The following is a 26637-nucleotide window of genomic DNA, read 5'->3' as shown; positions in this document are numbered from 1 at the left end:
GCCGGCTCTGGCTATATCATATGCCACGCAATCGGCAATACCAAAATAGAACCATTGCTAGATTTGTACGATTAATCGGTGGTTTTTTCGATATTTTGCCGAATAATAAGGCTGTATGCTTGATATTTTCGCATTAACCAAAAAAATTTTCTCGATAACGGAATTGCTCTGGACGATTGGCATTTTTTTGGTATTGTTTTTTGCATCGGTGGTCGGCGGCGATCCGTTTCGCATCCGTCGCGCCGGAAAATCGGTTTCCGACTCGCGGCAGCGTTTGCGAAATCGAATTTAGCTTGACCGTTGTGAAAATTAATTTCATCGTGGCAGGAAATTATCGCAGATAACCGGACGACTAGCACAGAAATGGTCGCTTCTGCGAAAATGAATTACGAATGAACAGGGAACAAAGTTCATGAAGGTGGGAATTATCGGACTCGGATTCCGTCTCGGTTATCTGGGCTACGTTTTTCATGAGATCGACAAGGATTTCGAGATCGTCGGTTACGTCGATCCCGCGCCGGCGGGCCTGCCGGGCCTGCTGGAAAAGGGCATTTCGGCCGGTAAGGCTTACGATAGTCCCGAGGCGCTGATCGCAAACGAAAAATTCGATCTCTTGATGATCGGCTCGCCGAACCACATGCATCTGGAACATATCCGTATCGGGCTTGAGGCCGGCTGCACCATCTTCTCGGAAAAACCCATCGTCGTCAGCATCGAGGAAAGCCTCGAACTCGCCCGGCTGCTCAACAAGCACGGTCACGAGCGGCTGCTCGTCGGTCTGGTTTTGCGTTATTCCCCGCTCTACCGCGATCTGCGCGCCGCACAGGCGGAAGGCAAGCTGGGCGATGTCGTTTCCATCGAGGCCTCGGAGCATATCCCGCCCTATCACGGCGCATTCTTCATGCGCGACTGGCGGCGTTACGAGAATTATTCCGGCTCCTTCATGCTGGAAAAATGCTGCCACGACCTCGATCTCTACAATGGCGTGGTCGGTGCGCGGCCGCGTTTCGTCTCGAGCTTCGGCGGGCGCAAGAGCTTCACGCCGGCAAACGCGCCGCAGCATGACGGCATCAACGACATGGAGGTGTACCATCGCAAGCCGAGCGGCTGGATGGGTTCCGACAAGGTCTTCGACAGCGACGGCGACATCATCGATTACCAGACGGCGATCGTCGAATATGAGAACGGCGCATCGCTCGCCTTCCATACCAATCTCAATGTTCCCGACGATTTCCGCCGTTTCTGCGTCATCGGCGCCAAGGGCATGGCTGAGGGCGATTTCGTGCGCGGCTTTCTGAACGTGCATAATGCCCGGACAAATGAAAAGACCGTGGCCAAGACCTATTCGGCGGCGACCGCGCTCTCGCAGCATTACGGTGCGGACGAGCAGATGGCCGAGGACGTGATCGCCCATATCGTCAAGGGTGCGGCCCTTCCGGTTTCCGCGCTCGATGCGATCGAGGCCGGTATTCTGGCGCTTGCCATGGATGAAGCGCGCCATGGCCGTAAAGTGATCGATCTCAAGCCGGTGTGGGAGGAATACGATCTGGCGCTGCACGGGCAGCCGAAATCCCCCGCTGTGAAATCGGCTTGAGGGGGGTGGGCAATGGATGCAAAACGTAGCGCAGTCGTCTTCGCCTGGTTTCTTCTTCTGCCGGCGCTTTTATATATCACGCTAATCGTTGCCTACCCGCTCGTGGATACGTTTATCCTGTCGTTCACCGATGCATCGCTTAAAAAAGTGACGAATTGGGTCGGCTTCATCAACTACGAGAAGATTTTCAACGCGACGTTTGCCGATGTCATCACGCGGACCTTTATCTGGACGTTCTTTTCCGTCTCGATAAAGATGATCATCGGCACATTCGGTGCGGTCTTGCTGAATTCGGCCGTGCCCGGCCGGGCGCTGTTCCGCATCCTGACCATGCCGCCATGGATCGTGCCGATGGCTATCGGCATCTTCATGTGGGGCTGGATGTATAACGGCCAGTTCGGCATGATTTCCGGGGTGCTCCAGAACCTCGGCCTGGTGGATGGCCCGGTTGCGTTCCTTGCCTATGGCAACACGGCCTTCTGGGCGACGGTCGTCACCGATGTCTGGATTGGTGTGCCGATGGTGACGCTCTATTTGCTGGCCGCCATCCAGTCCATTCCGCAGGACCTCTACGAGGCGGCGTGGACCGATGGCGCCAGCCGCGCCTACCGCTTTCGCCGTATCACCCTGCCTCTGATGCTGCCCGCCATGATCACCATGTCGGTCCTGTCACTGATTTCGACCTTCAATTCTTTCGATATCATCTGGATTCTTACGCGTGGTGGTCCAAACGGCGAAACCACGACAATGATCATCGATACCTACAAGACGGCGATAGGAGCTTACAAATATGGTGAAGGTGCCGCGCGCGCCGTGCTGATCTGCATCTTCCTGTCGATCTTCACCTTCTTTTATTTCCGCATCACCAGCCGTATCTCGCAGGAGGCCAGCCGATGACCGACAAAAATGCGATGATCAACCGCTACAGGTGGTATGAGGTTGTCGGGATTTATTGCGGCGTCGCCGTGTTCCTAACCTTCGTGCTGGCGCCCTTCGTGGAAGGCTTTCTGGTTTCGCTGAAACCGCTCAGCCTGCTGTTTTCGTCCCCTTATAAGTTTTGGCCCGAGAACGGCTCCTTCGAGGCCTACCGGACGATGTGGGTCAGCGTGCCTGGCTTTGCGCTTTATATTTTCAACTCCTTTTTCATCGCGGGGAGCATTACGCTCATCGTTCTTGCACTCGTGATACCCGCTTCATACGCGTTTGCCCGCTTTAACTTCAAAGGCGCGGGTTTGCTATTGGGAATATTTCTTGCTGTTAAGATGTTCTCGGGAGCCGTGCTGCTTATTCCATTGTTTCGCCTCATGCGATCCATTGGCGTATTGAATACCTATTTCGCGATGATCATTCCCGGAGTCGCTTTTATAATTCCAACTGGCATCCTGCTCCTCGTGACCTATATGCGCCGCATACCCCGAGAGCTGGAGGAGGCGGCTTATGTCGATGGTGCAAGCAGGCTTTACACCCTGCGTCGGGTTGTCCTGCCCATAGCAACGCCCGGCATAGCGGTCGTCGCAATCTCATCGTTTATCGAGGCCTATGCGCAGCAATTCATCTACGCGCTGACGTTCAATTCCAAGACCGAATATATGCCGCTGCCCGTGGGCCTGTTTGCCTATTTCGGCCGGCAAGAAGTCGTCTGGAACGAACTTATGGCAGCGAGCTTCGTCGGTATCGCGCCAGCGATGATCGCGATTTTCCTGATGCAACGATATCTCGTCGGCGGGCTAACCGCAGGCGCGGTGAAATAATCAATAACCGGAACGACCACCAAAACGGGAGACTACCTATGGCACTGAAACATTACGGATTGGCGCTATGCGCTTTCGCATTTGCCGGTTCCACCGCCCTTACGACGGTGACGGCGCATGCCGCCGACAAGGAGATCAGCTGGATCTATTGCGGCGACAAGATGGATCCCATCCATGAAAAATACATCAAGGAATGGGAAGGCAAGAACGCAGGCTTCAAGGTCGTGCCTGAGGTCGTCGGCTGGGAGCAGTGCCAGGACAAGGCTACAACGCTCGCTGCCGCCGGCACCCCGGTCGCCATGGCCTATGTCGGTTCGCGCACGCTGAAGCAGTTCGCGCAGAACGATCTCATCGTTCCGGTGCCGATGACTGAAGACGAAAAGAAGAGCTACTACCCCAACATCGTTGACACCGTGACCTTCGAGGACACGCAGTGGGGCGTGCCGGTCGCCTTCTCGACCAAGGCGCTTTACTGGAACAAGGACCTTTTCAAGCAGGCGGGTCTCGATCCGGAAACGCCGCCGAAGACCTGGGCCGAAGAGATCGCGTTTGCCAAGCAGATCAAGGAAAAGACGGGCATCGCCGGTTACGGCCTGCCGGCCAAGACCTTCGACAATACCATGCACCAGTTCATGCACTGGGTTTACACCAACAACGGCAAGGTGATCGACGGCGACAAGATCACCGTCGACAGCCCGCAGGTTGTTGCAGCGTTGAAGGCCTATAAGGACATCACGCCCTATTCCGTCGAAGGCCCGACGGCTTATGAGCAGAACGAAATCCGCGCCATCTTCCTCGATGGCAAGGTCGGCATGATCCAGGCCGGTTCGGGCGCCGCCACGCGCCTGCAGGAAACCAAGATCAACTGGGGCATCGCCACGCTGCCGCTCGGCCCTGAAGCAAAGGGTCCCGGCACGCTGCTCATCACCGACAGCCTTGCGATCTTTAAGGGAACCGGCGTGGAAGAAAAGGCGACCGAATTCGCCAAATTCATCACCTCCCCCGGCCCGCAGGGCGAATACGAACTGCAGGGCGGCGCGGGCCTCACCCCGCTGCGTCCGTCGCCGAAGGTCGATGAATTCATCGCCAAGGATCCCTTCTGGAAGCCGCTGATCGACGGTATCGCCTATGGTGGTCCCGAGCCGCTCTTCACGGACTACAAGGGCTTCCAGGACACGATGATCGAAATGGTGCAGTCTGTCGTCACTGGCAAGGCAACACCGGAAGATGCCGCGAAGAAAGCGGCTTCGGCTCTCGAGCAGTATAAATAATCTTTCATGAGCACGGATGCGGGCGCTGGCCGTCCGCATCCGGCAAGTTTCGCCGTGGGAATGCCTTGCGTCTTCCGGGATGCTCTTTCCCCTGTTTTCAACGGTTCCGATACGGTGTGGCTTTGCCCCTGTTTCGGAACATCTCTGAACGTGGCCAGATGTCGGCCGCTGACGGGAGAGGCAAGTCTTGGGTCAGCTTTATCTCAACAACGTCCGCAAGAACTATGGACATTTCGAAGTCATCAAGGGCGTTCAGCTCGACATCAGGGATGGCGAGTTCGTCGTTTTTGTCGGCCCCTCGGGATGCGGCAAATCCACATTGCTGCGCATGATCGCCGGCCTTGAGGATATTTCCGGTGGCGATGTCGTCATCAATGGCGTGAAGGTCAACGACTTGCCGCCGGTCAAACGCGGCATCGCCATGGTTTTCCAGTCCTATGCGCTCTACCCGCACATGACGGTTTTTGAAAACATCGCTTTTCCGCTGCGCGTCGAGAAGATGGAGGAGGACAAGATCAAGCAGAAGGTCGAGGGCGTCGCCAAGATTCTCCAGCTCGATCAGCGTCTGCAGCAGCGCCCCGGCATGTTGTCCGGCGGCCAGCGCCAGCGCGTGGCGATCGGCCGCGCCATCGTTCGCGAGCCGAAGATATTCCTGTTCGACGAGCCGCTTTCCAACCTCGATGCAGCACTTCGCGCCGATATGCGCATCGAACTCACCAATCTTCACCGGACGCTGAAGGCGACGATGATCTATGTCACCCACGATCAGGTGGAAGCCATGACCATGGCCGACCGCATCGTGGTGCTGAATGCCGGCGAAATCGCCCAGGTCGGCGCGCCGCTTGAGCTTTATCACAAGCCGGCTAATCTCTTCGTGGCAGGATTCATCGGCAACCCGAAAATGAATTTCCTGAAGGTCACCTGTAAATCCGTCAGCGCCGAGGGTGTGACGGTGGAATATGAGGGCCAGACGATCACCGTGCCGGTGGAGCCCCGCGCCGGTCTTGAAGGCACGCAGCTGACGCTCGGCATCCGCCCGGAACATACCGGCCTCGAAACGGCCGACCTCAATGTCACGGTCGCGCCCAGCGTGATCGAGCGGCTCGGGGTCAATACCATCGCCTATGGCGTCGCGCCGACGGGTGAGAATTATTGCGCGCTGCTTTCCGGCTCCGCACCTGTGGTTGTGGATGAGCCCATCGTCACCGGTATCAAGGCATCGGATTGCCATCTGTTTGACGAAAGCGGCATTGCGCTGGAGCGGCGCGTCGATCTTTCAGTCCTCAAGCTGATCCAATAAGGCGCAGGAGCCGGGCCATGTTATCTGTTTTTCCATGCCCGGCTGTTCCTGACGCGATCCGTCTCCGGCAGCATTTTTCCGCCCCTTCCAGACGAAAAAACAACGCCGGGCTTTCGGCCCGGCGTGCAAAGCTTTTCCAGATGTCCGCCGGATCACGGCATGGGGTTGGGCATGTAGCCGGTGAAACCGCTGATCTTCCAGCGTCCCTGATGCAGTCGGCAATAATAGAGCGTCTGCCATTTCATGACGTCAAAGCTGCCATCGGCCTTGCGAAGCCCACCGTCGAACTTCTTGCGCACCAGCGCGGTCTCACCTTCCACTTCGATTTCTTCCAGCGTGGTGGTCGCAAAGATCGCATCGCGCGGATCCTCTGCGAATTGCTGGGTTTGAAAATCCTGCGCCTGCCGCAGCCACTCGTCGCGATAGGCGCTGAGCGAAGGAAACGACAGGCGCCAATTGTCCGGGTTCGCATCCCGGTTGGCGTTGATGCCGAGAAAGCCGTCCTCAACGAAATCATCCGCGACCTTCGACCAGTCGGCGGCAAGGAACGCGTCGATGTCCCGCGTTACCAGCATCTCCCAGATGGAATGGCGGGCGATGTCTGTTTTGGGAAAGGGGTTTTTGAAGGGATCACGCATGGTTTGGGTCCATTATTGAAATTATTTTCAAGATTTGGAGATTTCTCTGGTGTTGATTGTTGGCATATGCTCATCTCCCAATCAACAGAGAAAATAATTTTCAAATCAAAGGTGTGCGCGGTGTCGTCAGCTAGACGAAACATCCTCGATTCATGGATCTATGCGGTTGACGGGCGCGCTTTCTTAGGGTGCATCGGAAACGGGGCCAAGCCTTAAGTTTTGGCGGAACGGAGACCGGTGAACATGGATATTTTCGCAAAAATACAGGAAGACAGGGGGCAATTCTCGCAGTCGGAGCGGCGGATTGCCGATATTCTGGTTTCGGACTTCGAATTCGCCGTCAATGCCTCGATCATCGAGCTGGCGGCCCGCGCCGAAGTGTCGCCGCCGACCGTGACGCGGTTCTGCCGTCGGCTGGGGTGCCAGAGCTTTTCGGATTTCAAGGTCAGCCTCGCCAAGACGGCCTATGTGGGTATTCGATACCTCACCTCCGAACCCTCCAGCACGGGTCCCTCGGATGTGGCGGAAGAGGTGCTCGCCAAGGCGCAGGAAGCGCTTTTCCTGTTGCACAGGACGCTCGATCCCGCCCTTGCCGATGAAGCGGCGATCAGGATCGCCAATAGCGGCATGATCTATGCCTTCGGCGCAGGCGGCAATTCCTCGATGATCGCTTCGGAAATTCAGAACCGGCTGTTCCGCCTGGGCCTGCGTGTTTCGACCAGTGCCGATCACAGCATGCAGCTGATGATGACGGCTGCGGCGCGCAAGGAAGATGTCATCATCGGTTCGTCCTTTTCCGGCCGCAACATGGAACTGGTGAAATGTTTCAGGCTGGCGCGGGAAATGGGGGTCACCACCATTGCGCTTACCCAGAGCGACACGCCTGTTGCCGCGGCCGCCGACATGGTGGTGGCGGTCAATGTGCCCGAAGGAAACAATATCTTCCGCCCCACTTCATCGCGCTACGCCTATCTGGCCGCCGTCGATGTTCTGGCGACGCTTGCTGCCTATCATCAACGGCAACGATCGATGGTGACGTTGCGTCACATCAAGCAGCAACTCGTGGAACATCGTGACCCGGATGACAAGCAATTGCTCGGTGACTGAGGCGGGCTGACGAAAAACACAGGCTGCTTTGCCTGAGACCCGCTTTGTGGCGGGTCGGAAAGCTTCAAGGGAGTTGTAGGAGATGAAGGACAGGAAAGACCAGCTCGCCGTCGTTACCGGCGCGGCAGGTGATATTGGCCGGGCAATTGCCACGGCGCTCGCTGAAAGCCATGCAAAGGTCGTGTTGGTCGATATCGATCCCGACGCCCTTTCGAGCGCGCTATCCCTGCTTTCCAGTCCCCGCTTCGTTGCGAAAACCTGCGATGTCACCGATCCGCAGGACCTTGCAAGGCTGGCCGCCGAGGTCGCGGAGCTGGGCGATGTTGTTACCCTCGTCAACAATGCGGGTGCGGCAAGAGCGGTCAGCCTGCACGACACGACCGCCGATATATGGCGCAGGGACAATGCCCTCAATCTGGAAGCGCCGTTTCTCTGCTTCAGGGCTTTCGAAGAGGCGTTGAAGCGGACCCAGGGGTCGGTGGTCAATATCACGTCCGTGAACGGCATGGCGGTGTTCGGCCATCCGGCCTATAGCGCGGCGAAGGCCGGGTTGATCCATCTGACCAAGCTGATCGCCGTGGAATACGGCAAATTCGGCATCCGTTCCAATGCCGTTGCGCCGGGCACCGTGCGCACCCAGGCATGGGAGGCGCGGGCCGCCGCCAATCCTCAGGTCTTCGAAGAGGCGAAGCACTGGTATCCGCTGCAACGCATCGTGAGGCCCGAAGATGTGGCCAACGCCGTCGCCTTTCTGGCCGGCCCACAGGCGGAGGCGATCAGCGGCGTGTGCCTGCCGGTCGATTGCGGACTGACGGCGGGGCAGGCGCCGCTGGCCCGGACCTTCTCGCAATCCGAACATTACTGACCGAAGCCCTTCTGAGGGCTCAATGCGCAATAAAGGGGAGCATCATGGCGCTCGCACATTATCGTCTCGAAAATTCCTGGCATCCGCTCAAAGATTCCGCCGCGGGCGGTTTTACCTTTACTCTGGTCAATCTTTCCCGCGAGCCGCTGAAGGATTTTCGCATCGTCTACACGTCGTTGACGCGGACGGTAGACAAGCCCGCTTGCGACAATGCCGTTTACCTGCGCCGCAACGCCAATTTCCATGAGTTTGCACCGCCGGCGGGCTTCGTGCTCGAGCCGGGGAAATCCTGGTGCTTCACCGTCGATGGCCTGCTGCGGCCGGCTCGACATCGCACGGATGGCGCGAAATCCGCCTATGTCAGCCTTGCCGACGGAACGCATCGCGCTGTCGATGTCGGTGACCTGATGCTGGATGGGCGTCACAGCGAGCCGGCACCGGTGCTGCTTCCCGAAGGCAAGCTCGATCTGCCCTTTTCCATTCAGCCCTGGCCCGCTGAAATCGATGCCGAACCGGGCGAGGGTTTTCCCGTCGCGCTCTTCCCGGCGGAAGATGCGGGCGCAGAAGAAGTGCTTGCGGTGGAAACCGTGCTTTCGCTGTTCCGCCGGCTCTTTGCCGTCGGACACGTGCCCTTCAGTCTTGCGCCGGTCCATGAGGGAAAACCGCTTCGTTTCAAGCGGCATAGCGGGCTGGAAGCAGAAGGTTATCGCCTTACTTTTTCAAAAGAAGCGGTGGTCGTGGAATATTCGGCCGCTGCCGGTCTGCAATATGGCCTGACGGTTCTGGCGCAGCTGCTGCATGGCGCGCGCATCGATCCTCAATTCCGCTTCCCGGCCTCCGGCACCATCAGCGATGCGCCGCGGTATAGCTGGCGCGGCTGCCATCTCGATGTCTCCCGGCAATTCTATCCGACAGGCGACGTCCTGCGGCTTATCGATATTCTCGCATGGCTGCGCATGAACCGCTTCCATTGGCACCTGACGGATGACGAGGCATGGCGGCTCGAAATCAAGGCCTATCCGTTGCTGACCACTGTTGGCGCCACGCGCGGCCCGGATGCGCCGCTTCTGCCGCAGCTCGGTAACGGGGCTGAGCCGGTGTCGGGCTACTACACGCAGGATGAGGTGCGCATGGTCGTCGCGCATGCGGCGGCATTGAACGTCGAAATCGTGCCGGAAGTCGATATTCCCGGCCATAGCACGGCGGCTCTCGTGGCCTATCCGGAGCTGACGGACGGGCAGGAGGCGCCGGACAGCTACCGCTCTGTGCAGGGATATCCGAACAATGCGCTCAACCCGGCCATCGAGCCGACCTATGAATTCCTCGGCAAGATATTCGACGAGATGGTGGAGCTTTTCCCGTCGCGGCTGATCCATATTGGCGGCGATGAGGTTGCGGATGGGTCGTGGCTGGCCTCGCCGCTTGCCAAGGCGCTGATGGAAAAGGAAGGGCTCGACGGCACCTTTGGCATCCAGTCCTATTTCATGAAGCGCATTCAGGGGATGCTGCATGAGCGCGGCCGCCAGCTTGCCGGCTGGGACGAGGTTTCCCATGGCGGCGGCGTCGATCCCGCTGGAACGTTGCTGATGGCGTGGCAGAAGCCGGAAGTCGGGCTTGAGCTTGCAAAGCAGGGCTATGACGTGGTGATGACGCCGGGTCAGGCCTATTATCTCGACATGGTGCAGGATGAAGCATGGCAGGAGCCGGGCGCAAGCTGGGCCGGCACCGTTCCGCCTTCGCATACTTATGCCTATGAGGCTGTCGGCGAATTTCCCGATGAGTTGAAGGAGCGGATGAAGGGCGTTCAGGCCTGCATCTGGTCCGAACATTTCCTCAATCGCGCCTATTTCAACCATCTGGTTTTCCCCCGTCTGCCGGCGATTGCCGAGGCGGCGTGGACGCCAAAGGCGCAAAAGGACTGGCTGCGTTTTGCGGCCATCGTCCCCTTGAACCCGGTTTATTGAGGGGAAACCGACATGCGTATTGCCGTGGGTGGAATTCATACCGAATGCAGCACCTATTCGCCGGTGCTGATGGGCGAGCAGGACTTCCGCGTCTTTCGCGGCGCGGAACTGCTGGAGGCCGAGTATTTCAATTTCCTCGGCGAGGGCGGGGCGGACGTGTTGCCGCTTCTGCATGCGCGGGCGGTGCCGGGCGGCCCGGTGTCGCGCGTGGCCTATGAGGCGTTCAAGGCGGAGTTTCTCGAACGCCTTAAGGCCTGCCTGCCGCTGGACGGGCTTTATCTCGCCATGCACGGCGCGATGAATGTCGAAGGTATGGACGACGCGGAAGGTGACTGGATTTCAAGCGCCCGCGCCGTCGTCGGGCCGGATGTCGTGGTCTCTGCGAGCTATGATCTGCATGGCAATGTCAGCCAGACGATCATCGATCAGCTCGACATATTTGCCGGCTATCGAACTGCACCGCATATCGATGTGCGCGAGACGATGGTGCGGGCGTGGACGATGCTACTGAAGGCCCTGAAGACGGGCGAAAAGCCCGGCGTCGCTTGGGTGAAAATTCCGGTTCTGCTGCCGGGTGAGAAGACCTCCACGGAAGACGAACCCACCAAAAGCCTTTATGCCGTTCTGCCGGATCACGATGCGCGGCCCGGCATTTGGGATGCGAATTTCATGATCGGCTACGTCTGGGCGGACGAACCCCGGGCGACGGCCTGCGCCGTGGTGACGGGAACGGACAAAGCGGCCGCACAGGCGGTCGCGACCGAGATCGCGCAATCCTACTGGAATGCCCGGCAGGATTTTCGTTTCGGGCCCGTGACCGAGCCGCTCGAGGTCATTCTGGATATCGCCGAAAACACGGCAACGCGGCCGATCATCTTGGCCGACTCCGGCGATAACCCGACCGGCGGCGGGGTTGGCGATCGTGCCGATGTTCTGGCTGCGCTGATTGCCCGTAACTGGCAGGGTACGCTGCTGGGCGGCATCACCGACAGGCCGGCGGTCGAAGCCTGTTTTGCGGTCGGCGAAGGTGCCGCGCTTTCCCTGAAGATCGGCGGCAGCCTCGATCCGCAGAGCCCGTCCGTCACCGTCGAAGCCCGTGTTGTGAAACTGGACGATCCAGGTGCTGCTGACCAGCGGCAGGCGGTGGTCGCCATCGGCGGCATCACGGTCATTCTGGCGGCGCGGCGCAGGCCCTATCACATGATTTCCGATTTCACCCGTCTCGGCTTTAATCCAAAGGAGGTGCGGCTGCTGGTCGTCAAGTCCGGTTATCTTTCACCGGAGCTTGCGCCTATCGCCAATCCCAACCTCATGGCGCTGACGGAAGGGGTCATCAATCAGGATATCGAAAATCTTCCCAATCGCCGCCGGGACGGCGATTTTTACCCATGGAAGCCGCATTTCGATTATACCCCTCAGCCCATCCTTTCGGCCCGCTGGCGATGACAGCGGTTCGGTAGCTTTTACCCAGCGATCCGGCGGTGCCGGATCATCTCAGGCGAATATCCATGCCGTCGGCTCTTTCCATCGTCATCAACAATCCGTCGATCCGCATCGGGGCGCTCGCCATCCTGTTCTTCGGGTTTTCGAATGCGGCGACCGCCCCCTATCAGGCGGTCATCGGCATTCGCGAAATCGGGCTGAGCAACAGCGTCTATTCGCTGTTGATGCTATTTGCCGCCGTCATCAATGTGAGCGCCAGCGTGTTGATGGGCATTGTCGCAGACAGGCTGGGCGAATATCGCAAGCCAATGCTCTATATCGCGCTCTTTGGCGTCAGCGGTTATCTGCTGGTCTATCTGGCCGGCAACGCTACCGCCTTCGTTGCCGCGAAGCTTGTGCTTCTGCCGATTTTCGGAGCGATGAATTCATTGATCTTCGCCCATGTGCGCGCCGACGCGCGCAACCTTTCGACGGGTGAGATGATCGCGGTGAATTCGATCATGCGGGCAACCATCTCGCTTTCCTGGGTGCTGGTGCCGGGCATTGTCGGTGTTTTTCTGGTGAATTCCGGCAATATGCTGATGGCATTCCTGTTTTCGGGCATCTGCGCGCTTGTCTGCTTTCTGCTCGTCGCCTTCTGCCTGCCGCGGGCCGCCACGCCGGCATCGGCAAATACCGAAGCGCGGTTCGGCCTGCGCGCCTCGCTTGCGGAAATCGGATCGCGGCGGGTGCTGCTCCGGATCATCGCCATCGCGCTCATCTGCTCAATGCTGCATCTCAACGATTCCGTGCGCTCGCTCATCATAACCGGACAGGCGAGGGGCACGGTGGCGGATATCGGCATTGTCGCGGGTATCGTCGCTGCGCTGGAAATCGTCTTCATTCTCCTGTGGGGCTGGATCGAGAAGAAGGTTCCGCAGACGCTGACACTTGCGGCGGGAGCGGGGCTTTACGCCATCTATCTCATTTTGCAGGGGCTTGCTTCAGCGCCGTGGCATATCTACGCCCAAACGGTCATCAGTGCGCTGGGCGCCGCCGCGATCATCAGCATTCCAATTACCTACTTGCAGGAACTGATCGCGGACCGGCCGGGACTCGGAAGCTCGCTGATTGCGGTCAATATCTTCCTCGGCGCTGGTCTGGGTGCGTTGATTTTTGCCGTTGGAACCCTGGTCTCCAGCTATTCGGGAACCTCCATATTGGGGGCGATCGTAGGGCTCGGCGGCGTTTATATGCTTTACGCGCTTGATGGAAAGGGCCGCCGCAGGTAACGGCCACTCAAATGAAAGAGGTTACGATGATTCTCGAAATTTGCGTGGACGATGTCGCCGGTCTGGAAGCGGCGGTCAGCGGCGGGGCCGATCGGATCGAGCTCTGCGCGGCGCTGTCGGGCGGCGGTGTAACGCCATCGGCGGGTTTCATGCAGCGTGCTGCGTCCTGTGGGTTACCAGTGAGCGTCATGATCAGGCCGCGCGCCGGTGATTTCGTCTTCACACGCGACGAAGCGGACGTGATGAAACGCGATATCGACGCGGCGCGTGCCGCCGGCCTTTCCGGCGTGGTGCTCGGCGCATCGCGTGGCGACGGTTCGCTCGATATCGGCTTGCTTGAAGAACTGCGCAGTCATGCCGACGGGCTGGATGTCACGCTGCACCGGGCTTTCGATGTCGTGCCTGACATGGAAGAGGCGCTGGAAGCCGCCATCGCATTGGGGTTCCCAAGAATTCTCACCTCAGGCGGGGCGCGTTCGGCGCTTGAAGGGATTGAGGCTCTGGCCAACCTGTCCGAGATGGCCGCAGGCCGGATCGTCATCATGCCTGGCGCCGGGGTACGTCCTCAGAGCGTCCAGACCTTGCTGGATCGCTTTCCGATCACGGAAATCCACGCATCCTGTTCCGCGGTTCCATCCTATAATCCGGAAAGCAGGGTGGCGAAGCTCGGTTTCACCGGCGCAGGGCGCAAGGTTACCGATGAGGCGGCGGTTCGCGAGTTGAAGACGATCCTCACCGCTCATCGTAGAGACGGCGTAGCGCTCTAGCCGTTCCGGTCGCGCCATCGAGATCGAGTGTGATCGTGCCGGGCGCCGGCAGGGACAATGCGGCCTTGATGGCATCGGCCATCGCTTGCGCCGAAATATCCTTCTCCTCCAGCACATGCGCCAGCCCCAGCCGCGCCAGCCGTTCGGCGCGGGCGCTCTGTTCGGTTTCGCCTCCGGCTGCGAAGGGGATCAGAAGCGAGCGGCATTTTGCCTGAAGAATATCGCAGACGGTGTTGTAACCGGCCTGTGAAATCGAAAGCCGTGCGCCGGCGAGCAAACTTGCGAAATCCTTGCGGAAACGGAAGACGGACACATTGCCCGCCGCCCGCGCTGAGATCGCATCGAAATCCGCCTGCGGCATGTTGGGACCGGTCACGAGGCACCAACTCTTGATGCTACCCAAGAGGGGGGCAGCCTCGAGAGCAGCCCGTATGAGTGCGGCCCCAACGGCGCCGCCGCCTGCGGAAACCACGATATCGAATTTTTCCGCCGGTTCCGGCGGTGGAAGGGGGGCGACGAGGCCGGTATAGACGATGCGCTGGCTGATCTCGCCGGCAAGCGGAAAGGTGTCTTCCAGTCGGGCGAAATCCGGATCGCCATGGACGAGCACCGCATCGAAATGTTTCTTCACCAGTGAAACGGTCTCTTCGTCCCGGCCCGGTTTGGTCTTTTCCTGCAAGATGTCGCGCAGCGACGCCATGACGAGCGGGCGCGGTTCGCTGTCTTCTATCTCATCGAGAAGCGGCAACAATTCGAAACGCACCTGCCTGCGACCGAAGGGGAACGCCTCGATGATAACGATATCGGGTTTTGCGCCGTGATAGGCGCCGATCAGCATGTCGGTTCTCAGCCTCTTGAAGTCGTCATCCACCGGTTTGCCGGAGCTGTCGACCAGGCCGGCAAAGCTGCCGTCGCTGACGGCGATGGGCGGCAATTCGACATGGCGGATGCCCTCGCCCGGAAAGCCCGGAACCGGCGTGCCGCCCGTGACCAGCACGACATCGAAACGGTTCGCCTGAAGGGCGTTGGCAATGCGGCTGGCGCGGGCGATATGGCCGATGCCGAGAAGGTGCTGGACGTAGAAGAAGACGCAGGGGCGTTTTTCCGTATCGGTCATGGCGTTTTTTCCCACTCGGTCTCGAATAGCGCCTTCAGCTCGACAATGCTGGTGCGATGGTCGAACGCGGTGCGCACACGGTTTTCGGCGGCACTGCCAAGACGCTGGCGCAATTGCGGATCGGTGATGGCCGTGCGCAGGGCCTCTGCGAAGGCGGCCGGATTTTCCGGTTCCGTCAGCAGGCCGTTTTCACCGCTGACGAAGAACTCCGGAATGCCGGAAATATTGGTGGAGATGCAGGTCAGCGCCTGGCTCGCGGCCTCGACCAGCACATTTGGCAGGCCGTCGCGGTCGCCATCGCTGGTGATGCGGCAGGCAAGGGCGAAGAGGTCCGCTTCCCGGTAGTTCTCCAGCACCTGCTTCTGGTCCATGGCGCCAGTCCAGACGATCCTGTCGGCGACGCCGAGTTCGTCAGCGAGTTTCTTCAGGGAGGCCAGTTCATCGCCGCCGCCGATATGGGTGAAGCGCCAGTGGATATCCTGCGGCAGCGAGGCGAGCGCACGCAGGAGAATATCGATGCCCTTTTTCTTGACCGCCCGGCCGACGCTCAAAATCCTTACCGGATCATCGGCATCTGAACCGTCTCTTGCCGGTCGTGGCGTGTCGAAATGCGGGAAACGGGTGAGATCGAGGCCATGATAACTCAGATGCACATTCTGCCTGGCCCCGGAAAGGGTCTGCAGATGCTGGAAGCCGCCGGCAGTGCAGGTCACCGCCCAGCGGGCGCTTTGCAGCTTGGCGGCAAGGTCGCGGTCGTTCGAGGTCCAGATGTCCTTGGCGTGGGCCGAAATCGTCCAGGGCGTGCCGGTAATGAGGTGGGTATAGGCGGCGACCGAGGCGGGCGTGTGGATGAAATGGACATGCAGCCATTCGGCATCCGCTGGCCATTCATGCGAAAGGACGGCGGCCTGCCCGAAACGGCGGAAGCGGTTGCGGCTGAGATCATGCGGCAGATCGCTGAAAAAGCGGCGGAGTGCCTTGGTGAAGCCCGGCTTTTTTCGGCACGCCCACAATGCCTTTAGAACGCGCAGCGGTTCTTCATGCAGATATTCCGGCAGGTAGGTGACGGGTGCTCGAATTTCATCGTGAACAGGGTGGCGTTTTTTATCCGTCGGTCGGCGCATGGACATGAGTTCGAGTTGCAGTCCGGCTTTCTCCAGCCCCAGAAGTTCCTGGGCGATGAAAGTCTCCGACAGGCGCGGATAGCCCTTGAGGAGCACCACGATTTTTTTTGTATCGGTCACGTTGCGCGTGTCTCTTTTAAAGTGGTGGTTATCGGGGAGCAGGTCACGCGGTCAGCGGGATTGGCGCCTTTTCGCCCTCGGGCGGCAGCCATTCGGCTATCCGGCGCGATATGTTTTCCAGACCGTCCAGCTTCAGTCCGCGTGCATTGACGGAAGGCGGTGCGCGGTTCGGCAGCGCTTTGAGAGCCGCCGCCATCTTGGCGGGGTTCTCGGCATCTTCCGGCAGAAGCATGTCGAAAAGGCCAAGTTCCGAGGCGCGGCTGGCGCGGATAAGCTGCTCTTCCCTCGGCACCGTGCGCGGCACGACGAGGGCGGGCTTGTCGAAGGACAATATCTCGCAGACGGTATTATAGCCGCCCATCGACACGACGGCCTGTGCGCCGGCGACGAGGTCTTCCATGCGGTTGTCGAATTCGATGATCTCGATATGCGGAATATCGGCAACGCTGCTCATGAAGCGCTGGCGCTGATCTGCCGGCATATAGGGGCCGAGCACCACAAGCGCCTTGTGAGTCAATTCGCTGTCATGGCGATAGGCGTTGATGACGTCGTCGATCAATTCGCTGCCATCGCCGCCGCCGCCGGTGGTGATGAGAAGGTAATCGCCGTCCGGCCGATGCGATACGGTTTCGGCCTGCGTCTTGGACCGTTGCAGGAAACCGACGAAATCCATCTTGTCGCGAACGGTGTGCGGAACGTCGAGCCCCGTCAGCGGATCGTGGAAATCGGGTGGGCCATAAATCCAGACGTGGTCATAGAACTGGCCGATCTTGGTCATGACATTGTTGCGCTTCCACTCCGCTTCGAGCAGTTGCGGCGCATCCATGACATCGCGCAGGCCGATGACCAGCTTGGTTCCCTGACCCTTGAGATAGGCAAGCGTTTCCTCCACCTCACCGCGAAGGCCCATGGGCTCCTTGTCGACGATGAAGATATCCGGCTGGAAGCTTTCGGCGGTGTGGAAGATAATGGAGCGGCGCATCTTCAGCGTTTCCTGAAGATCGATATGCCTGTCCATGGACGTATATTCGCCGTTACGCAGCTTGATGACGCTCGGGATTTTCACGAAATCGACGCGGGCGCGGTAATCGAAGGCGCCGGCAATCGTCGCGCCTGAAATGATGAGGACGTTGAGGCCGCGATAATCCTCCACCAGAGCATGCGCGATGGTGCGACACCGCCGCAGATGCCCGAGCCCGAAGGAATCGTGGCTGTACATCAGGATACGCGCGTCGTTCAAACGAGAGGTCATGGGCCACACCTCTTTTTGCCTTTCACAAAAAAGGCGATGGCTGAAGGGCAGTTTATCAAAGGGTGTTCCATTTTATCTGAAGGGATCCGCAGCATCACGTAGTCCGTCGCCGAAGAAATTAAAGGCCAGAATGACGAGAACGACCGGGATCGTCGGGATGAGAAGCCATGGATATAGCGCAATGACGCTGACGCTGCGCGCTTCCGTGAGCAGAATTCCCCAACTTGTGATCGGTGGCCTGAGACCGAGGCCGAGGAAGCTCAGCGCGGTTTCGCCGAGAATCATGCCGGGGATCGTCAGCGTGGCCGATGCGATCAAGTGTGACATGAAGCCGGGAATAAGGTGTCTGCCGATGATGCGCGGCGTGCTGGCACCCATTAATTGTGCAGACAAAACATAGTCTTCTTCGCGAAGCGCCAGAAGTTTCGAGCGCACGGCGCGCGCAAGGCCCGTCCAGTCCAGCATGCCGAGAATGATGGTGATGCCAAGATAGACGAGGATGGGGCTCCAGGTCACCGGCATGATCGCCGCAAGCGCCAGCCACAGCGGAATGCTCGGGATGGATTGCAGGACCTCGATGATGCGCTGCACGATCAGATCGAATGTGCCGCCGCGATAACCCGCCAGACCGCCGATCACAATGCCGAGAACGAAGCTCATGGCGACGCCGAGAAGGCCGATGGTCAGCGAAATGCGTGCGCCATAGATGATGCGGGACAGCACGTCACGGCCGAGACGATCCGTGCCGAGCAGGAACAATTCACCACCCTCCGCCGGGCAGACGAGATGGGTTCTGCCCTCGAACATGCCCCAGAAGCGATAGGTATCGCCCTTGCAGAAGAAACGCAGCGGCTGGATATCCGTCGGCACATCCCGGTAGACCCGTCTCAGATTGTCCATGTCGAGCGTCATTTCCCGGCCATAAACGAAGGGGCCGACAAATTTTCCGTCATTGAACAGGTGAATGGCCTGCGGCGGGGCGTAGATATGTTCGATATTGCGGGTGTGGAGATTATAGGGTGCGAGGAACTCGCAGATCAGGATCGAAAGATAAAGCACCACCAGAAAGGCGCCGGACCACACCGCGATCTTGTGCTGACGGAACTGCCACCACATGAGGCGGAGCTGTGAGGCCTTGCTGAAGGCCGCCATTCCTGACGTGTTGGGTTCGATCAGCGACGGGTCGAAGGGCGCGGTCGAGACATAATGGGGCAGCGCTTCGCCGGGGTTCGGAATGGATGAAGTCATTTGACGTTACCACCTCCGAAGCGGATTCGCGGATCGAGTATGGCAAGGGCGATATCCGACACCAGAACGCCGATCACCGTCAGGAATGCGAGGAACATCAGGAACGAACCGGCGAGATACATATCCTGGCTCTGCAACGCCCTGATGAGCATGGGACCGGTGGTTTCGAGCGACAGCACGACGGCGGTGATTTCCGCGCCGGAGATGATGGCGGGCAGGATCGAGCCGATGTCCGAGATGAAGAAATTCAGCGCCATGCGCAGCGGATATTTGGTGAGCACCTTGAAGGGGTGCAGCCCCTTGGCGCGGGCGGTGACCACATATTGTTTCTGCAATTCATCAAGCAGGTTGGCGCGCAGGCGGCGGATCATGCCGGCCGTGCCCGCCGTTCCGATGATGAGGACGGGAATCCAGATATGTTCGAGGATCGACTTGAACTTCGCCCAGCTCATCGCCTGGTTCAGATATTCCCGATCCATCAAATGGCCGATGGAGATGCCGAACCAGATATTGGCGAAATACATCAGGATCAGCGCCAGCATGAAGTTGGGAATGGCGATGCCGAGCAGGCCGAGAAAGGTGAGCCCGTAATCGCCCCAGCTGTATTTATGCGTGGCGGAGTAGATGCCGATCGGGAAGGCGATAAGCCAGGTGACGATGATGGTGACGAAGGAGACCAGAACCGTCAGCCACAGGCGGTCTCCCACCACATCGCTGACCGGCAGCTGATATTCGAAGGAATAACCGAAATCGCCAACCAGCATACCGGTCGCCCAGCGGAAATAGCGGATCGGGGCTGGCTGGTCGAAACCGTAGCGGACACGCAGCTCCTCGATTTCGGCAAGGTTCGCCGTCTCGCCCATGGCGCGCAGCTCGGCGACATAGCTTTCGAAATAATCGCCCGGCGGCAATTCGATGATGGTGAAGACCAGCATCGAGATCAGGATCAGTGTCGGGATCATGACGAGGATGCGCTTTAGAATATACCGCAGCATATCAGGCGTCTCCGTCATACCAGAAGCTATCCGGCATATAGACGCCGAGATAGGATGTGGGCTCGTAACCGAAAAGCGCCTTGTCCGGCACGTTTCGCATGCGTTTGACATGGACGACGGGTTGCAGCGCGCCGTTGACGATGCCGATGGAAAACACCTGCTGGGTATAGATGCCCAGCATTTCCAGCCAGATGGCTTCGCGCTCCTGTTCGGTGACGCTTCTGCGCCATTTTTTCAGGAGATCGAGCAGATGCGCCGCCTCCGGCAGATCGGGCTCCTTGCCCTCGCGGCCGCCCGAAAGATAGTGCACGCCCCAGACCGGCCATTGCAGTTGGTCATCGCCGGTGGGCGCGAGGCCGGAAGGCAGCATGTCCGGCGTCGGCACACCGTTATCCATGCCCATCCATACCGACATCAGCACCTCGCCGCCCATGGCGCGCTTGCGGAAGACATCGCGCTGGGTGGGGCGGACGGAAACGGCAATGCCGATATGTCGCCAGTGATCCGTCACCAGCTCCATCACGTCGGTTTCGAGCGTGCTTTCGCCTGTCGTTTCGACGATGATATAGGCCGGGCGGCCATCCGGCAGGAGCCGAAGGCCGGCATTGTCGCGCTTGTCGAGACCGGCTTCGTCAAGCAGCCTGTTGGCCGCCGCCCGGTCGAAAGCGCTCCAGGCGTCCGCAAATTCCTGCCGGTAAAGCGGGCTTTCCGGCAGAACGGTATCGGCACTTTCCTTTGCCAGCCCGTAAAAGCAGACCATGTTGATTTCGTGCCGGTTTATCGCGAGTGACAGCGCCCGACGCACGCGCACATCCTGAAAAGCGCTGCGCCAGATCGGGTCGGCACAATTCAGATTGGGCAGCAGTGCGATGCGCGAGCCCTGAGAGCGCTTGTAGAGGTTCACCTTCAGGGGAAAGCGCTTTTCGGCATCCTTCAGAAAGGTGTAATCGGCGAAATCGAGGCCGAAATATTGCAGATCGCTGTCGCCGGACGCCGTCTTGGCCGAGATGATGTCGGACGAAGTGACGTTGAGCAGGAAACGATCGAGATAGGGCAGTTGCAGGCCGTTTTCGTCGACCCGGTGATAATAGGGGTTACGCTCGAAGACGAATTGTTCGGCCGGCGGCGCGGTGGTGTTGCGCCAGGCATCCAGCGTCGGCAGATCGGGATTTTCGGGCCGCACCTGCCGCGACATCTTGATATGCAGCCCGCTCCAGTCATCCGTCTTGTTTTTCTTGATCAGCTTGGCGAGCTTTTCCGCCGTCTGATATTTGACGTGGAACTGTTTCATATAGGCGGCGGGCAGGAACAGCCGGGCCGGTGAGGCCGCTGCGAGCTTCGCCAGAAAATCCGGGTTCGGACCGTCCCAGGTGTAGCGCACCGTCAGCCGGTCGATGACTTCGATAAGCGGCGGCTTGCTGTTGACCAGAAGTTCGATCGGCGGGCCGCCCTTGTGGATTTCCCTGTTGAGGGCAACGTCCTCCCAGAAATAACGGAAATCCTCGGAGGTGAAGTCGCTGCCGTCGGACCATTTGTGGCCTTCGCGCAGCTTGAAGGTGAAGATGCGTTCTTCCTGAACGTCGTAGCTTTCGAGAATATCCGGATGAAGCTCGAACTTTTCGTCATAACCGACAAGGCGGGCATAGCTGCTGATCGGCATCAGGCGAATGTCGCGCTGGCCGCCAATGAGCATACGCACCGAGCCGCCATGTTTTCCCGGCTCGCGGCCAAGCGCTTTCATGTCGATGACGCGCGGGTTTTTCGGCAGGCGTTCGGCCACGTCGGGCAATTCGCCCTTTTCCCGTTTTTCCTTGAAATAAGCGGGGTCGGTATAGCCGGCCCGCGCATAGGCCGGCAGGAAGACGGAGGCCAAGAGGGCAAGAGTGGTGCGACGCGTGATCAAGGGCGAAGCTCCCGGATATCGGCATTGCCGTTTGCAAGCACGAAATGGCCTTCGCCGAGATCGGCGGAAATCATGTCGCCATCACCCTCGTCGCGAAACTGTTTGCCCCAGTCGAATTTGCCCGTCGCGCTGATCTTGCCGATGGTGCGGAAATCGAGCGGACGGTCGAGATCGGGGAAAGGCACGGCCGCCAGCAGGGATTTCGTATAGGGATGGACCGGAGAGCGCATCAGGATTTCGCGCGGCGCCAGCTCCACTATGCGGCCTTCGCACATCACCGCCACGCGGTCGGCCATATAGTCCACCACCGCCAGATTATGCGAAATGAAGAGATAGGTCAGCCCGAGATCCTGCTGCAAATCCTTCAGCAGATTGAGGATTTGCGCCTGCACGGAGACATCGAGGGCGGAAACGGGTTCGTCGCAGATGAGAAGTTCGGGACCGAGCGCCAATGCCCTGGCGATGCCGATACGCTGCCTCTGTCCGCCCGAGAAACTGTGCGGGTAACGGTTGAGCGCGCTTTCTCCGAGCCCAATGGCCCTGACGAGATTGCGCACTTTCTCCGCGCGGTATTTCGCATCGCCCCGTCCGTGGATTTCCAGCGGCTCGCTCAGGATATTGCCCACGGTCATGCGTGGAGACAGCGACGATATCGGGTCCTGGAAGACCATCTGTATCTTCGACCGCAGCTCTTTCAGGTCTCCATCCCTGGCATTGAGGACGTCGATGTCGCCCTCAGGCCGGTGAAAGGTCACCGAGCCTTCATCCGGGCGAACGGCGCGCATGAGGATTTTGCTGACGGTGGTTTTGCCGCTGCCGCTTTCACCCACCAGCCCGAGGCATTCTCCGCGGCGAATTTCAAAACTGACGCTGTTGACCGCCTTGGTGGCGTTGGCGTCGCCTTTGCGGAACCAGCTGGACTTCCGGGTCGTGAAGGTCTTGCTGATATTGTCCACGGTCAGAAGCGGGCCGGGGGTCTTGTTCACCGCGGCGTTTTTTTTGCCGACGAGGCTTTCGTGGTCAATGTTGATTTCGCGAAGCGCCTTCAGTCTTTCGCCGGGCTTCATATCGAAATGCGGCACGGCGGCCATCAGGCCCTTAAGATAGGGGTGGCTCGGCGACTTGAAAATGTCGTCGACCGTACCGGCCTCCATGATCTCGCCCTGATAGATCACCGCGACCTCGTCGGCGATATTGGCCACCACGCCGAGATCGTGGGTGATGAGCAGCATGCTCATGTTCAGGCGGCTCTGCAGATCGCGCAGTAGCTTGAGGATTTGCGCCTGTATGGTCACATCCAGCGCCGTCGTCGGCTCGTCGGCGATCAGAAGTGCGGGACGACAGATCAGCGCCATGGCGATCATGGCGCGCTGGCGCATGCCGCCCGACAGCTCGAAGGGATACATGTTCACGACCTTCTTGGGTTTGGAAAACCCCACGAGGTCGAGTGTTTCATGCATTTTTTCCGCGCGTTCCGCCGGTGACAGGATGCTGTGAATCCTGAGCGCCTCGTCGATCTGGTTGCCGATGGTGTGCAGCGGCGAGAAAGACGTCATCGGCTCCTGAAAGATCAGGCCGATGCGATTTCCGCGTATTGAACGGATTTCCCGGCCGTCCTTCGGCAATTGCAGCAGATCGACAGGGCCGGCTGCGGCATTTTCCGGATCGGTGAACAGCACGCGGCCATTCACACGCGCCGTCTTGGGATGGATGCCCATGATGGTCTGGCCGATGACGGATTTTCCGGAGCCGGACTCGCCGACGAGAGCCGTGACTTTTCCCGGAAGAATGCGAAGGCTCGCGCCCCTGACGGCATCGATGGTGCCGCCCATGAGAGAAAACGAGACCCGCAGATTTTCAATACGGAGCAAATCTGCGCCTGCGCTCATGCCAAAGGGTTCCTTGCCGTCTCTTTATCGTTGCCTTGTGACAATTTGCTCAGGAGGGCTTAAATCCACGTTATCGCAGGGTTTGTTGTCTGTCTATGCCTCTGAAACATCGAATTGTTTAGCGAATTCAAAGCCGGCTTCCGAAACACGACGGCTTGCCTGACGCCTTTTGTTTGGCGATATGTTAACGAGCGTTTCTGGATGAGGATCCATGTCCGACAAGAAATATTACGATGCCCAGCTGGATAAGGCCCGGCAGTTGCAAAATGGCGGTCAGTATGCGGAAGCCAATGCGCTTCTCTTATCGCTGGTTGCAGCAAAGGACGGCCACCTGATGGGTGAGCAAACAGTGCTCGGCCTGCCGCGCCGACTGCATGCGGCACGGCTGCGTCTCGCCAAGGCCGAGGGCGATATGGTTGCCAAGATCGGTTATCAATATACGCTTGTTCCACCCCCGCAGGTGCTGGAGAAATATGCGCGGTTTTCCACGGAAGAACGTCGCACGATCAGCGTCAAAAGCCGTGAAGATGTGCCAAGGCTCATCCACCAGATATGGATCGGGGAAAAAGCCCCGCCGGTATCGGTTGAGGCATGGGCCGCCCACGCCTCGAACCATGGTTACGACTATCGGCTCTGGCGGGAGGCCGATCTTGAGCGGGAAGGCGTGTTTTCGAATGGCGTCTTCAAAACAATGCTGGACAAGGGCGATTATCCGGGCGCAGTGGATGTGGCCCGTTATATGCTGCTGGAGCGGTTTGGCGGCATCTATCTCGATTGCGACTGGTATCCGGCGCGGGACGATGTGAGTTTCGATACATTCCTGCCTCTGGCGGGGCTGACGGTGTTTGACGAAAAAACGCCGCGGGACACGGGGCAGGGCAGCATGCTGCTTGCCAATTCCTTCATCGCCGCGCCTGCCGGACATCCCGTTTTCAGCAGGATGCTGAATGCCTTTCCCGGGATCATCGAAGACATGCCGCGCGCACCCGCCTGGTGGTCGACCGGCCCCTTGATCTTCACCATCATCGCCCGGGCGGGGAGCATCAGCCTCGCGCCGGCGGGGTTCGTTGCCGCGTCCCTTCCCGACCGTGCGCCCTTTGAGACGGTGGAAGCGGTCAGGCGGAAACTTTCCACTGAGGCGAGCGGGTTGCTGATCGCCTGGAAATCATGGTGAGATGTCGTCGACGAGGTCTTTCGAAGAACGCCAGCGGGCGGCGGGATGTTCGGCGGTCACCTCGAAAAGCCGTCTCAGAAAGCGCCAGACATTGTCGTCATGGATGAGATGGTGGGTGAGGATGCCGGTCGTGCCGCCGTTTTCGGCGGTCGTCAGGATGCGGGCGGCGGTCTCCGCAAAGAGCACGTCGTCGTCGCGGCCACCGCGGCTGCCGTGCCAGTCGATCACATCGACATGGGTGTTCAGGCAGGGCGGCAGGGTGCTTTTCTCCGGGCCGAAAACGGATAGGGCGCGATATCCGAGGCCCGCCAGTGCCTTCACGATACCGGCATCTATGCGGTTCCACGGCGGCACGAGCATCGGCACCAAACGCCCGCCATGCAGGTCGTGGAGTTTATCCAGTCCGGATTGCAATTCATCGAGAACGATGGCCGCATCGCGATGCGATCCGAGTTCCTGTTTCTTTTCCTTCTCGCCAGCATAATTCGTATGGGACCAGCCATGCACGGCGACCTGGGCAATGTCCCACACATCCAAATGCCGTGCGAGCTTATCGGTCGTCATCTCGGGGATGACCGCGAGCGTGACCGGAGCGGAGAAGCCGCCGCAAAGATCGAGCAACGTGTCGAGCGCGGGCGTCGGCTCCACCGCATCGTCGTCCCGGAGCCAGAGATCGGCGGATATGCCGCGCCGCCCGCATTCGTCCAGTGCCGCAACGAGTTTTTCCAGACTCATGATGTTCGCGCCTTTGCTTGCAGCAGGATATAGTTCAGTTCTTTTGCGGCATTTTCCAGAGACCGTTCGTTCCTCACGAATTGCCGGGCCGCCCGTGCCAGTTCTTCGCGCTGTCTGTCGTCGCCGAGCAGGGTTTTAATCGCGTGGGCATAGGCGGCTCTATCATTTTCTGGTGTCAGTAATCCTGTGACGCCGGATTTTACCACCTCGGGGACGCCAGCCACTTCCTCGGCCACAACGGGCAGGCCGGCAGCCTGCGCTTCAAGATAGGCAAGACCATAGGCCTCGCCATGGCCCGGCCAGACATAGAGAGAGGCTTTTGAAAGGAGCATTGCGATCTCGGCTGCGGTTTTTTCCCCGTGCCAGACGAGACGGTGGTTGGGAAACGTGGTGAACATGGCTTCTACGGCCGTGCGTTCCGGTCCGTCGCCGACGATATCCAGCGTCCAGTCGAGATCCTGCGGCAACAGGGCGAGCGCTTCGGAAAGGGCGCGGTAGCTGTCGAGCTTGTCACCCGCCCGCATCATGGCGACGGTGATGAGCCTTGCGGGTGTCGGCTGGGGCGTGTTCTTGAGAAAGGCCTCGGCATCGATGAAAGGCGGCAGCATGGCCCAGCGAAGGGTGGGCGAGGCCCGCACAAGCCCTTCGCGATCCCGCGCGGTGAAGCAGATATTGATGGCGGCGGCGTTCAATGCGGTCAGCAACCCATCCTGAACCGCCTGCCATCCCATCCCATTCCGTTTCGGCGAATAGGACGCTTCGGCGCTGACATAGGGGATGTCGAAACGTTTGCTCAGTTCCGGTCCGAGCAAGTCCGGGGCCTTGTAATAGGGGTGGTAACAAAACCAGAGATCCGGCACGCCCTCCCGTCGCCAGCGCCGTGCGACGATCTCGATTTCGCGCTCGGCCTCATCGGCGAGCAAGGCCCTTGCCGGATCATCCGGCTGTTTCTGGAAGCTGCGCAGTTCCGAAGCGACGGAAACATCGTGACCGCCCATCGTGATCGCCGCCATTAGCAAACGGGCCATCAGCCGGTCGCCGGAGGGAACGGGATGGTTGGGAGATTTGAGCGGCGCATAAAAGGCGATCTTCATGGCGATGGTTGTGCG

General features: G+C 59.4%; 23 protein-coding genes. 13 read left to right on the top strand and 10 right to left on the bottom strand.

Annotated elements, in window-relative coordinates; translation table 11 throughout:
* The first annotated feature begins 115 nt into the window (after window positions 1–115).
* From FGF54_RS12200 to FGF54_RS12175, 6 genes are all read left to right on the top strand, one after another.
* The gene (locus tag FGF54_RS12200) at window positions 116–292 is read left to right on the top strand and encodes a hypothetical protein (RefSeq protein ID WP_246666946.1); all 177 of its coding nucleotides are present in this window, start codon (window positions 116–118) and stop codon (window positions 290–292) included.
* A gap of 120 nt (window positions 293–412) precedes the next feature.
* Window positions 413–1594 (top strand): Gfo/Idh/MocA family protein, encoded by a 1182-nt coding sequence (locus FGF54_RS12195; RefSeq protein ID WP_142779805.1) that lies wholly within the window; start codon window positions 413–415, stop codon window positions 1592–1594.
* 12 nt (window positions 1595–1606) lie between these two features.
* Window positions 1607–2491, top strand: a complete 885-nt coding sequence (locus tag FGF54_RS12190) for a carbohydrate ABC transporter permease (RefSeq protein ID WP_078052398.1) — start codon at window positions 1607–1609, stop codon at window positions 2489–2491.
* Window positions 2488–3345 carry a carbohydrate ABC transporter permease gene (locus tag FGF54_RS12185; protein ID WP_078052399.1) on the top strand — a complete coding sequence of 286 codons (858 nt, stop codon included), beginning with the start codon at window positions 2488–2490 and terminating at the stop codon, window positions 3343–3345. The genes FGF54_RS12190 and FGF54_RS12185 overlap by 4 nt, the downstream gene beginning before the upstream one ends.
* 38 nt (window positions 3346–3383) lie before the next feature.
* Entirely contained in the window at window positions 3384–4616 is a 1233-nt protein-coding gene (locus FGF54_RS12180) for an ABC transporter substrate-binding protein (RefSeq protein WP_078052400.1), read from the top strand.
* A 187-nt stretch (window positions 4617–4803) separates the two neighbouring features.
* A complete protein-coding gene (locus tag FGF54_RS12175) occupies window positions 4804–5916 on the top strand; it encodes an ABC transporter ATP-binding protein (protein WP_142779804.1) in 1113 nt (370 codons plus the stop codon).
* A 152-nt stretch (window positions 5917–6068) separates the two neighbouring features.
* Here the strand turns inward: FGF54_RS12175 and FGF54_RS12170 are convergent, their stop codons facing one another.
* On the bottom strand, window positions 6069–6554 hold the full coding sequence (locus FGF54_RS12170; RefSeq protein WP_142779803.1) for a hypothetical protein: 486 nt from the start codon (window positions 6552–6554) through the stop codon (window positions 6069–6071).
* A gap of 243 nt (window positions 6555–6797) precedes the next feature.
* Between FGF54_RS12170 and FGF54_RS12165 the strand changes: the two genes are divergently transcribed.
* The 6 genes from FGF54_RS12165 (at window position 6798) to FGF54_RS12140 (ending at window position 13971) form a co-directional block, all read left to right on the top strand.
* Window positions 6798–7661 carry a MurR/RpiR family transcriptional regulator gene (locus FGF54_RS12165; RefSeq protein ID WP_065656977.1) on the top strand — a complete coding sequence of 288 codons (864 nt, stop codon included), beginning with the start codon at window positions 6798–6800 and terminating at the stop codon, window positions 7659–7661.
* Window positions 7662–7743: 82 nt separating this feature from the next.
* Window positions 7744–8526, top strand: coding sequence for an SDR family oxidoreductase (locus FGF54_RS12160; RefSeq protein ID WP_142779802.1), 783 nt, complete (start codon window positions 7744–7746; stop codon window positions 8524–8526).
* Between the two features lie 44 nt (window positions 8527–8570).
* Window positions 8571–10490: a beta-N-acetylhexosaminidase gene (locus FGF54_RS12155; RefSeq protein WP_142779801.1), complete on the top strand. Its 1920-nt coding sequence runs from the start codon at window positions 8571–8573 to the stop codon at window positions 10488–10490.
* 12 nt (window positions 10491–10502) lie between these two features.
* A complete protein-coding gene (locus FGF54_RS12150) occupies window positions 10503–11936 on the top strand; it encodes a M81 family metallopeptidase (protein ID WP_142779800.1) in 1434 nt (477 codons plus the stop codon).
* Window positions 11937–11998: 62 nt separating this feature from the next.
* Window positions 11999–13204 (top strand): MFS transporter, encoded by a 1206-nt coding sequence (locus tag FGF54_RS12145; protein WP_080856809.1) that lies wholly within the window; start codon window positions 11999–12001, stop codon window positions 13202–13204.
* Between the two features lie 26 nt (window positions 13205–13230).
* Window positions 13231–13971, top strand: coding sequence for a copper homeostasis protein CutC (locus FGF54_RS12140; protein WP_142779799.1), 741 nt, complete (start codon window positions 13231–13233; stop codon window positions 13969–13971).
* Here FGF54_RS12140 and FGF54_RS12135 read toward each other — a convergent pair.
* The 7 genes from FGF54_RS12135 to FGF54_RS12105 all read right to left on the bottom strand — a co-directional run bounded on the left by FGF54_RS12135 (window position 13937) and on the right by FGF54_RS12105 (window position 23619).
* Window positions 13937–15088: a glycosyltransferase family protein gene (locus tag FGF54_RS12135; RefSeq protein ID WP_142779798.1), complete on the bottom strand. Its 1152-nt coding sequence runs from the start codon at window positions 15086–15088 to the stop codon at window positions 13937–13939. The genes FGF54_RS12140 and FGF54_RS12135 overlap by 35 nt on opposite strands.
* Window positions 15085–16332: a glycosyltransferase family 4 protein gene (locus FGF54_RS12130; protein ID WP_168208079.1), complete on the bottom strand. Its 1248-nt coding sequence runs from the start codon at window positions 16330–16332 to the stop codon at window positions 15085–15087. The genes FGF54_RS12135 and FGF54_RS12130 overlap by 4 nt, the downstream gene beginning before the upstream one ends.
* Window positions 16333–16375: 43 nt before the next feature.
* Window positions 16376–17584: a glycosyltransferase family protein gene (locus tag FGF54_RS12125; protein ID WP_142779797.1), complete on the bottom strand. Its 1209-nt coding sequence runs from the start codon at window positions 17582–17584 to the stop codon at window positions 16376–16378.
* Window positions 17585–17656: 72 nt separating this feature from the next.
* Entirely contained in the window at window positions 17657–18832 is a 1176-nt protein-coding gene (locus FGF54_RS12120) for an ABC transporter permease (RefSeq protein WP_142779796.1), read from the bottom strand.
* On the bottom strand, window positions 18829–19827 hold the full coding sequence (locus FGF54_RS12115; protein ID WP_003521288.1) for an ABC transporter permease: 999 nt from the start codon (window positions 19825–19827) through the stop codon (window positions 18829–18831). The genes FGF54_RS12120 and FGF54_RS12115 overlap by 4 nt, the downstream gene beginning before the upstream one ends.
* A gap of 1 nt (window position 19828) precedes the next feature.
* The gene (locus tag FGF54_RS12110) at window positions 19829–21730 is read right to left on the bottom strand and encodes an ABC transporter substrate-binding protein (protein WP_142779795.1); all 1902 of its coding nucleotides are present in this window, start codon (window positions 21728–21730) and stop codon (window positions 19829–19831) included.
* Entirely contained in the window at window positions 21727–23619 is a 1893-nt protein-coding gene (locus FGF54_RS12105) for an ABC transporter ATP-binding protein (RefSeq protein ID WP_078052409.1), read from the bottom strand. The genes FGF54_RS12110 and FGF54_RS12105 overlap by 4 nt, the downstream gene beginning before the upstream one ends.
* Window positions 23620–23830: 211 nt before the next feature.
* On the opposite strand from FGF54_RS12105, the gene FGF54_RS12100 reads away from it, so the two are divergent.
* The gene (locus FGF54_RS12100; protein WP_168208078.1) at window positions 23831–24793 is read left to right on the top strand and encodes a glycosyltransferase family 32 protein; all 963 of its coding nucleotides are present in this window, start codon (window positions 23831–23833) and stop codon (window positions 24791–24793) included.
* Here the strand turns inward: FGF54_RS12100 and FGF54_RS12095 are convergent.
* Together FGF54_RS12095 and FGF54_RS12090 are read right to left on the bottom strand one after the other, a co-directional pair.
* Window positions 24785–25528 carry a polysaccharide deacetylase family protein gene (locus FGF54_RS12095; RefSeq protein WP_142779794.1) on the bottom strand — a complete coding sequence of 248 codons (744 nt, stop codon included), beginning with the start codon at window positions 25526–25528 and terminating at the stop codon, window positions 24785–24787. The genes FGF54_RS12100 and FGF54_RS12095 overlap by 9 nt on opposite strands.
* Window positions 25525–26622: a glycosyltransferase family 4 protein gene (locus tag FGF54_RS12090; protein ID WP_142779793.1), complete on the bottom strand. Its 1098-nt coding sequence runs from the start codon at window positions 26620–26622 to the stop codon at window positions 25525–25527. The genes FGF54_RS12095 and FGF54_RS12090 overlap by 4 nt, the downstream gene beginning before the upstream one ends.
* Window positions 26623–26637 lie beyond the last annotated feature (15 nt).

This window comes from Agrobacterium sp. T29 (genome assembly GCF_006970545.1).
Lineage (GTDB): Bacteria > Pseudomonadota > Alphaproteobacteria > Rhizobiales > Rhizobiaceae > Agrobacterium > Agrobacterium leguminum.
The sequence above is the reverse complement of the archived record's forward strand: the minus strand, read 5'-3'. Positions and strand labels throughout refer to the sequence as shown.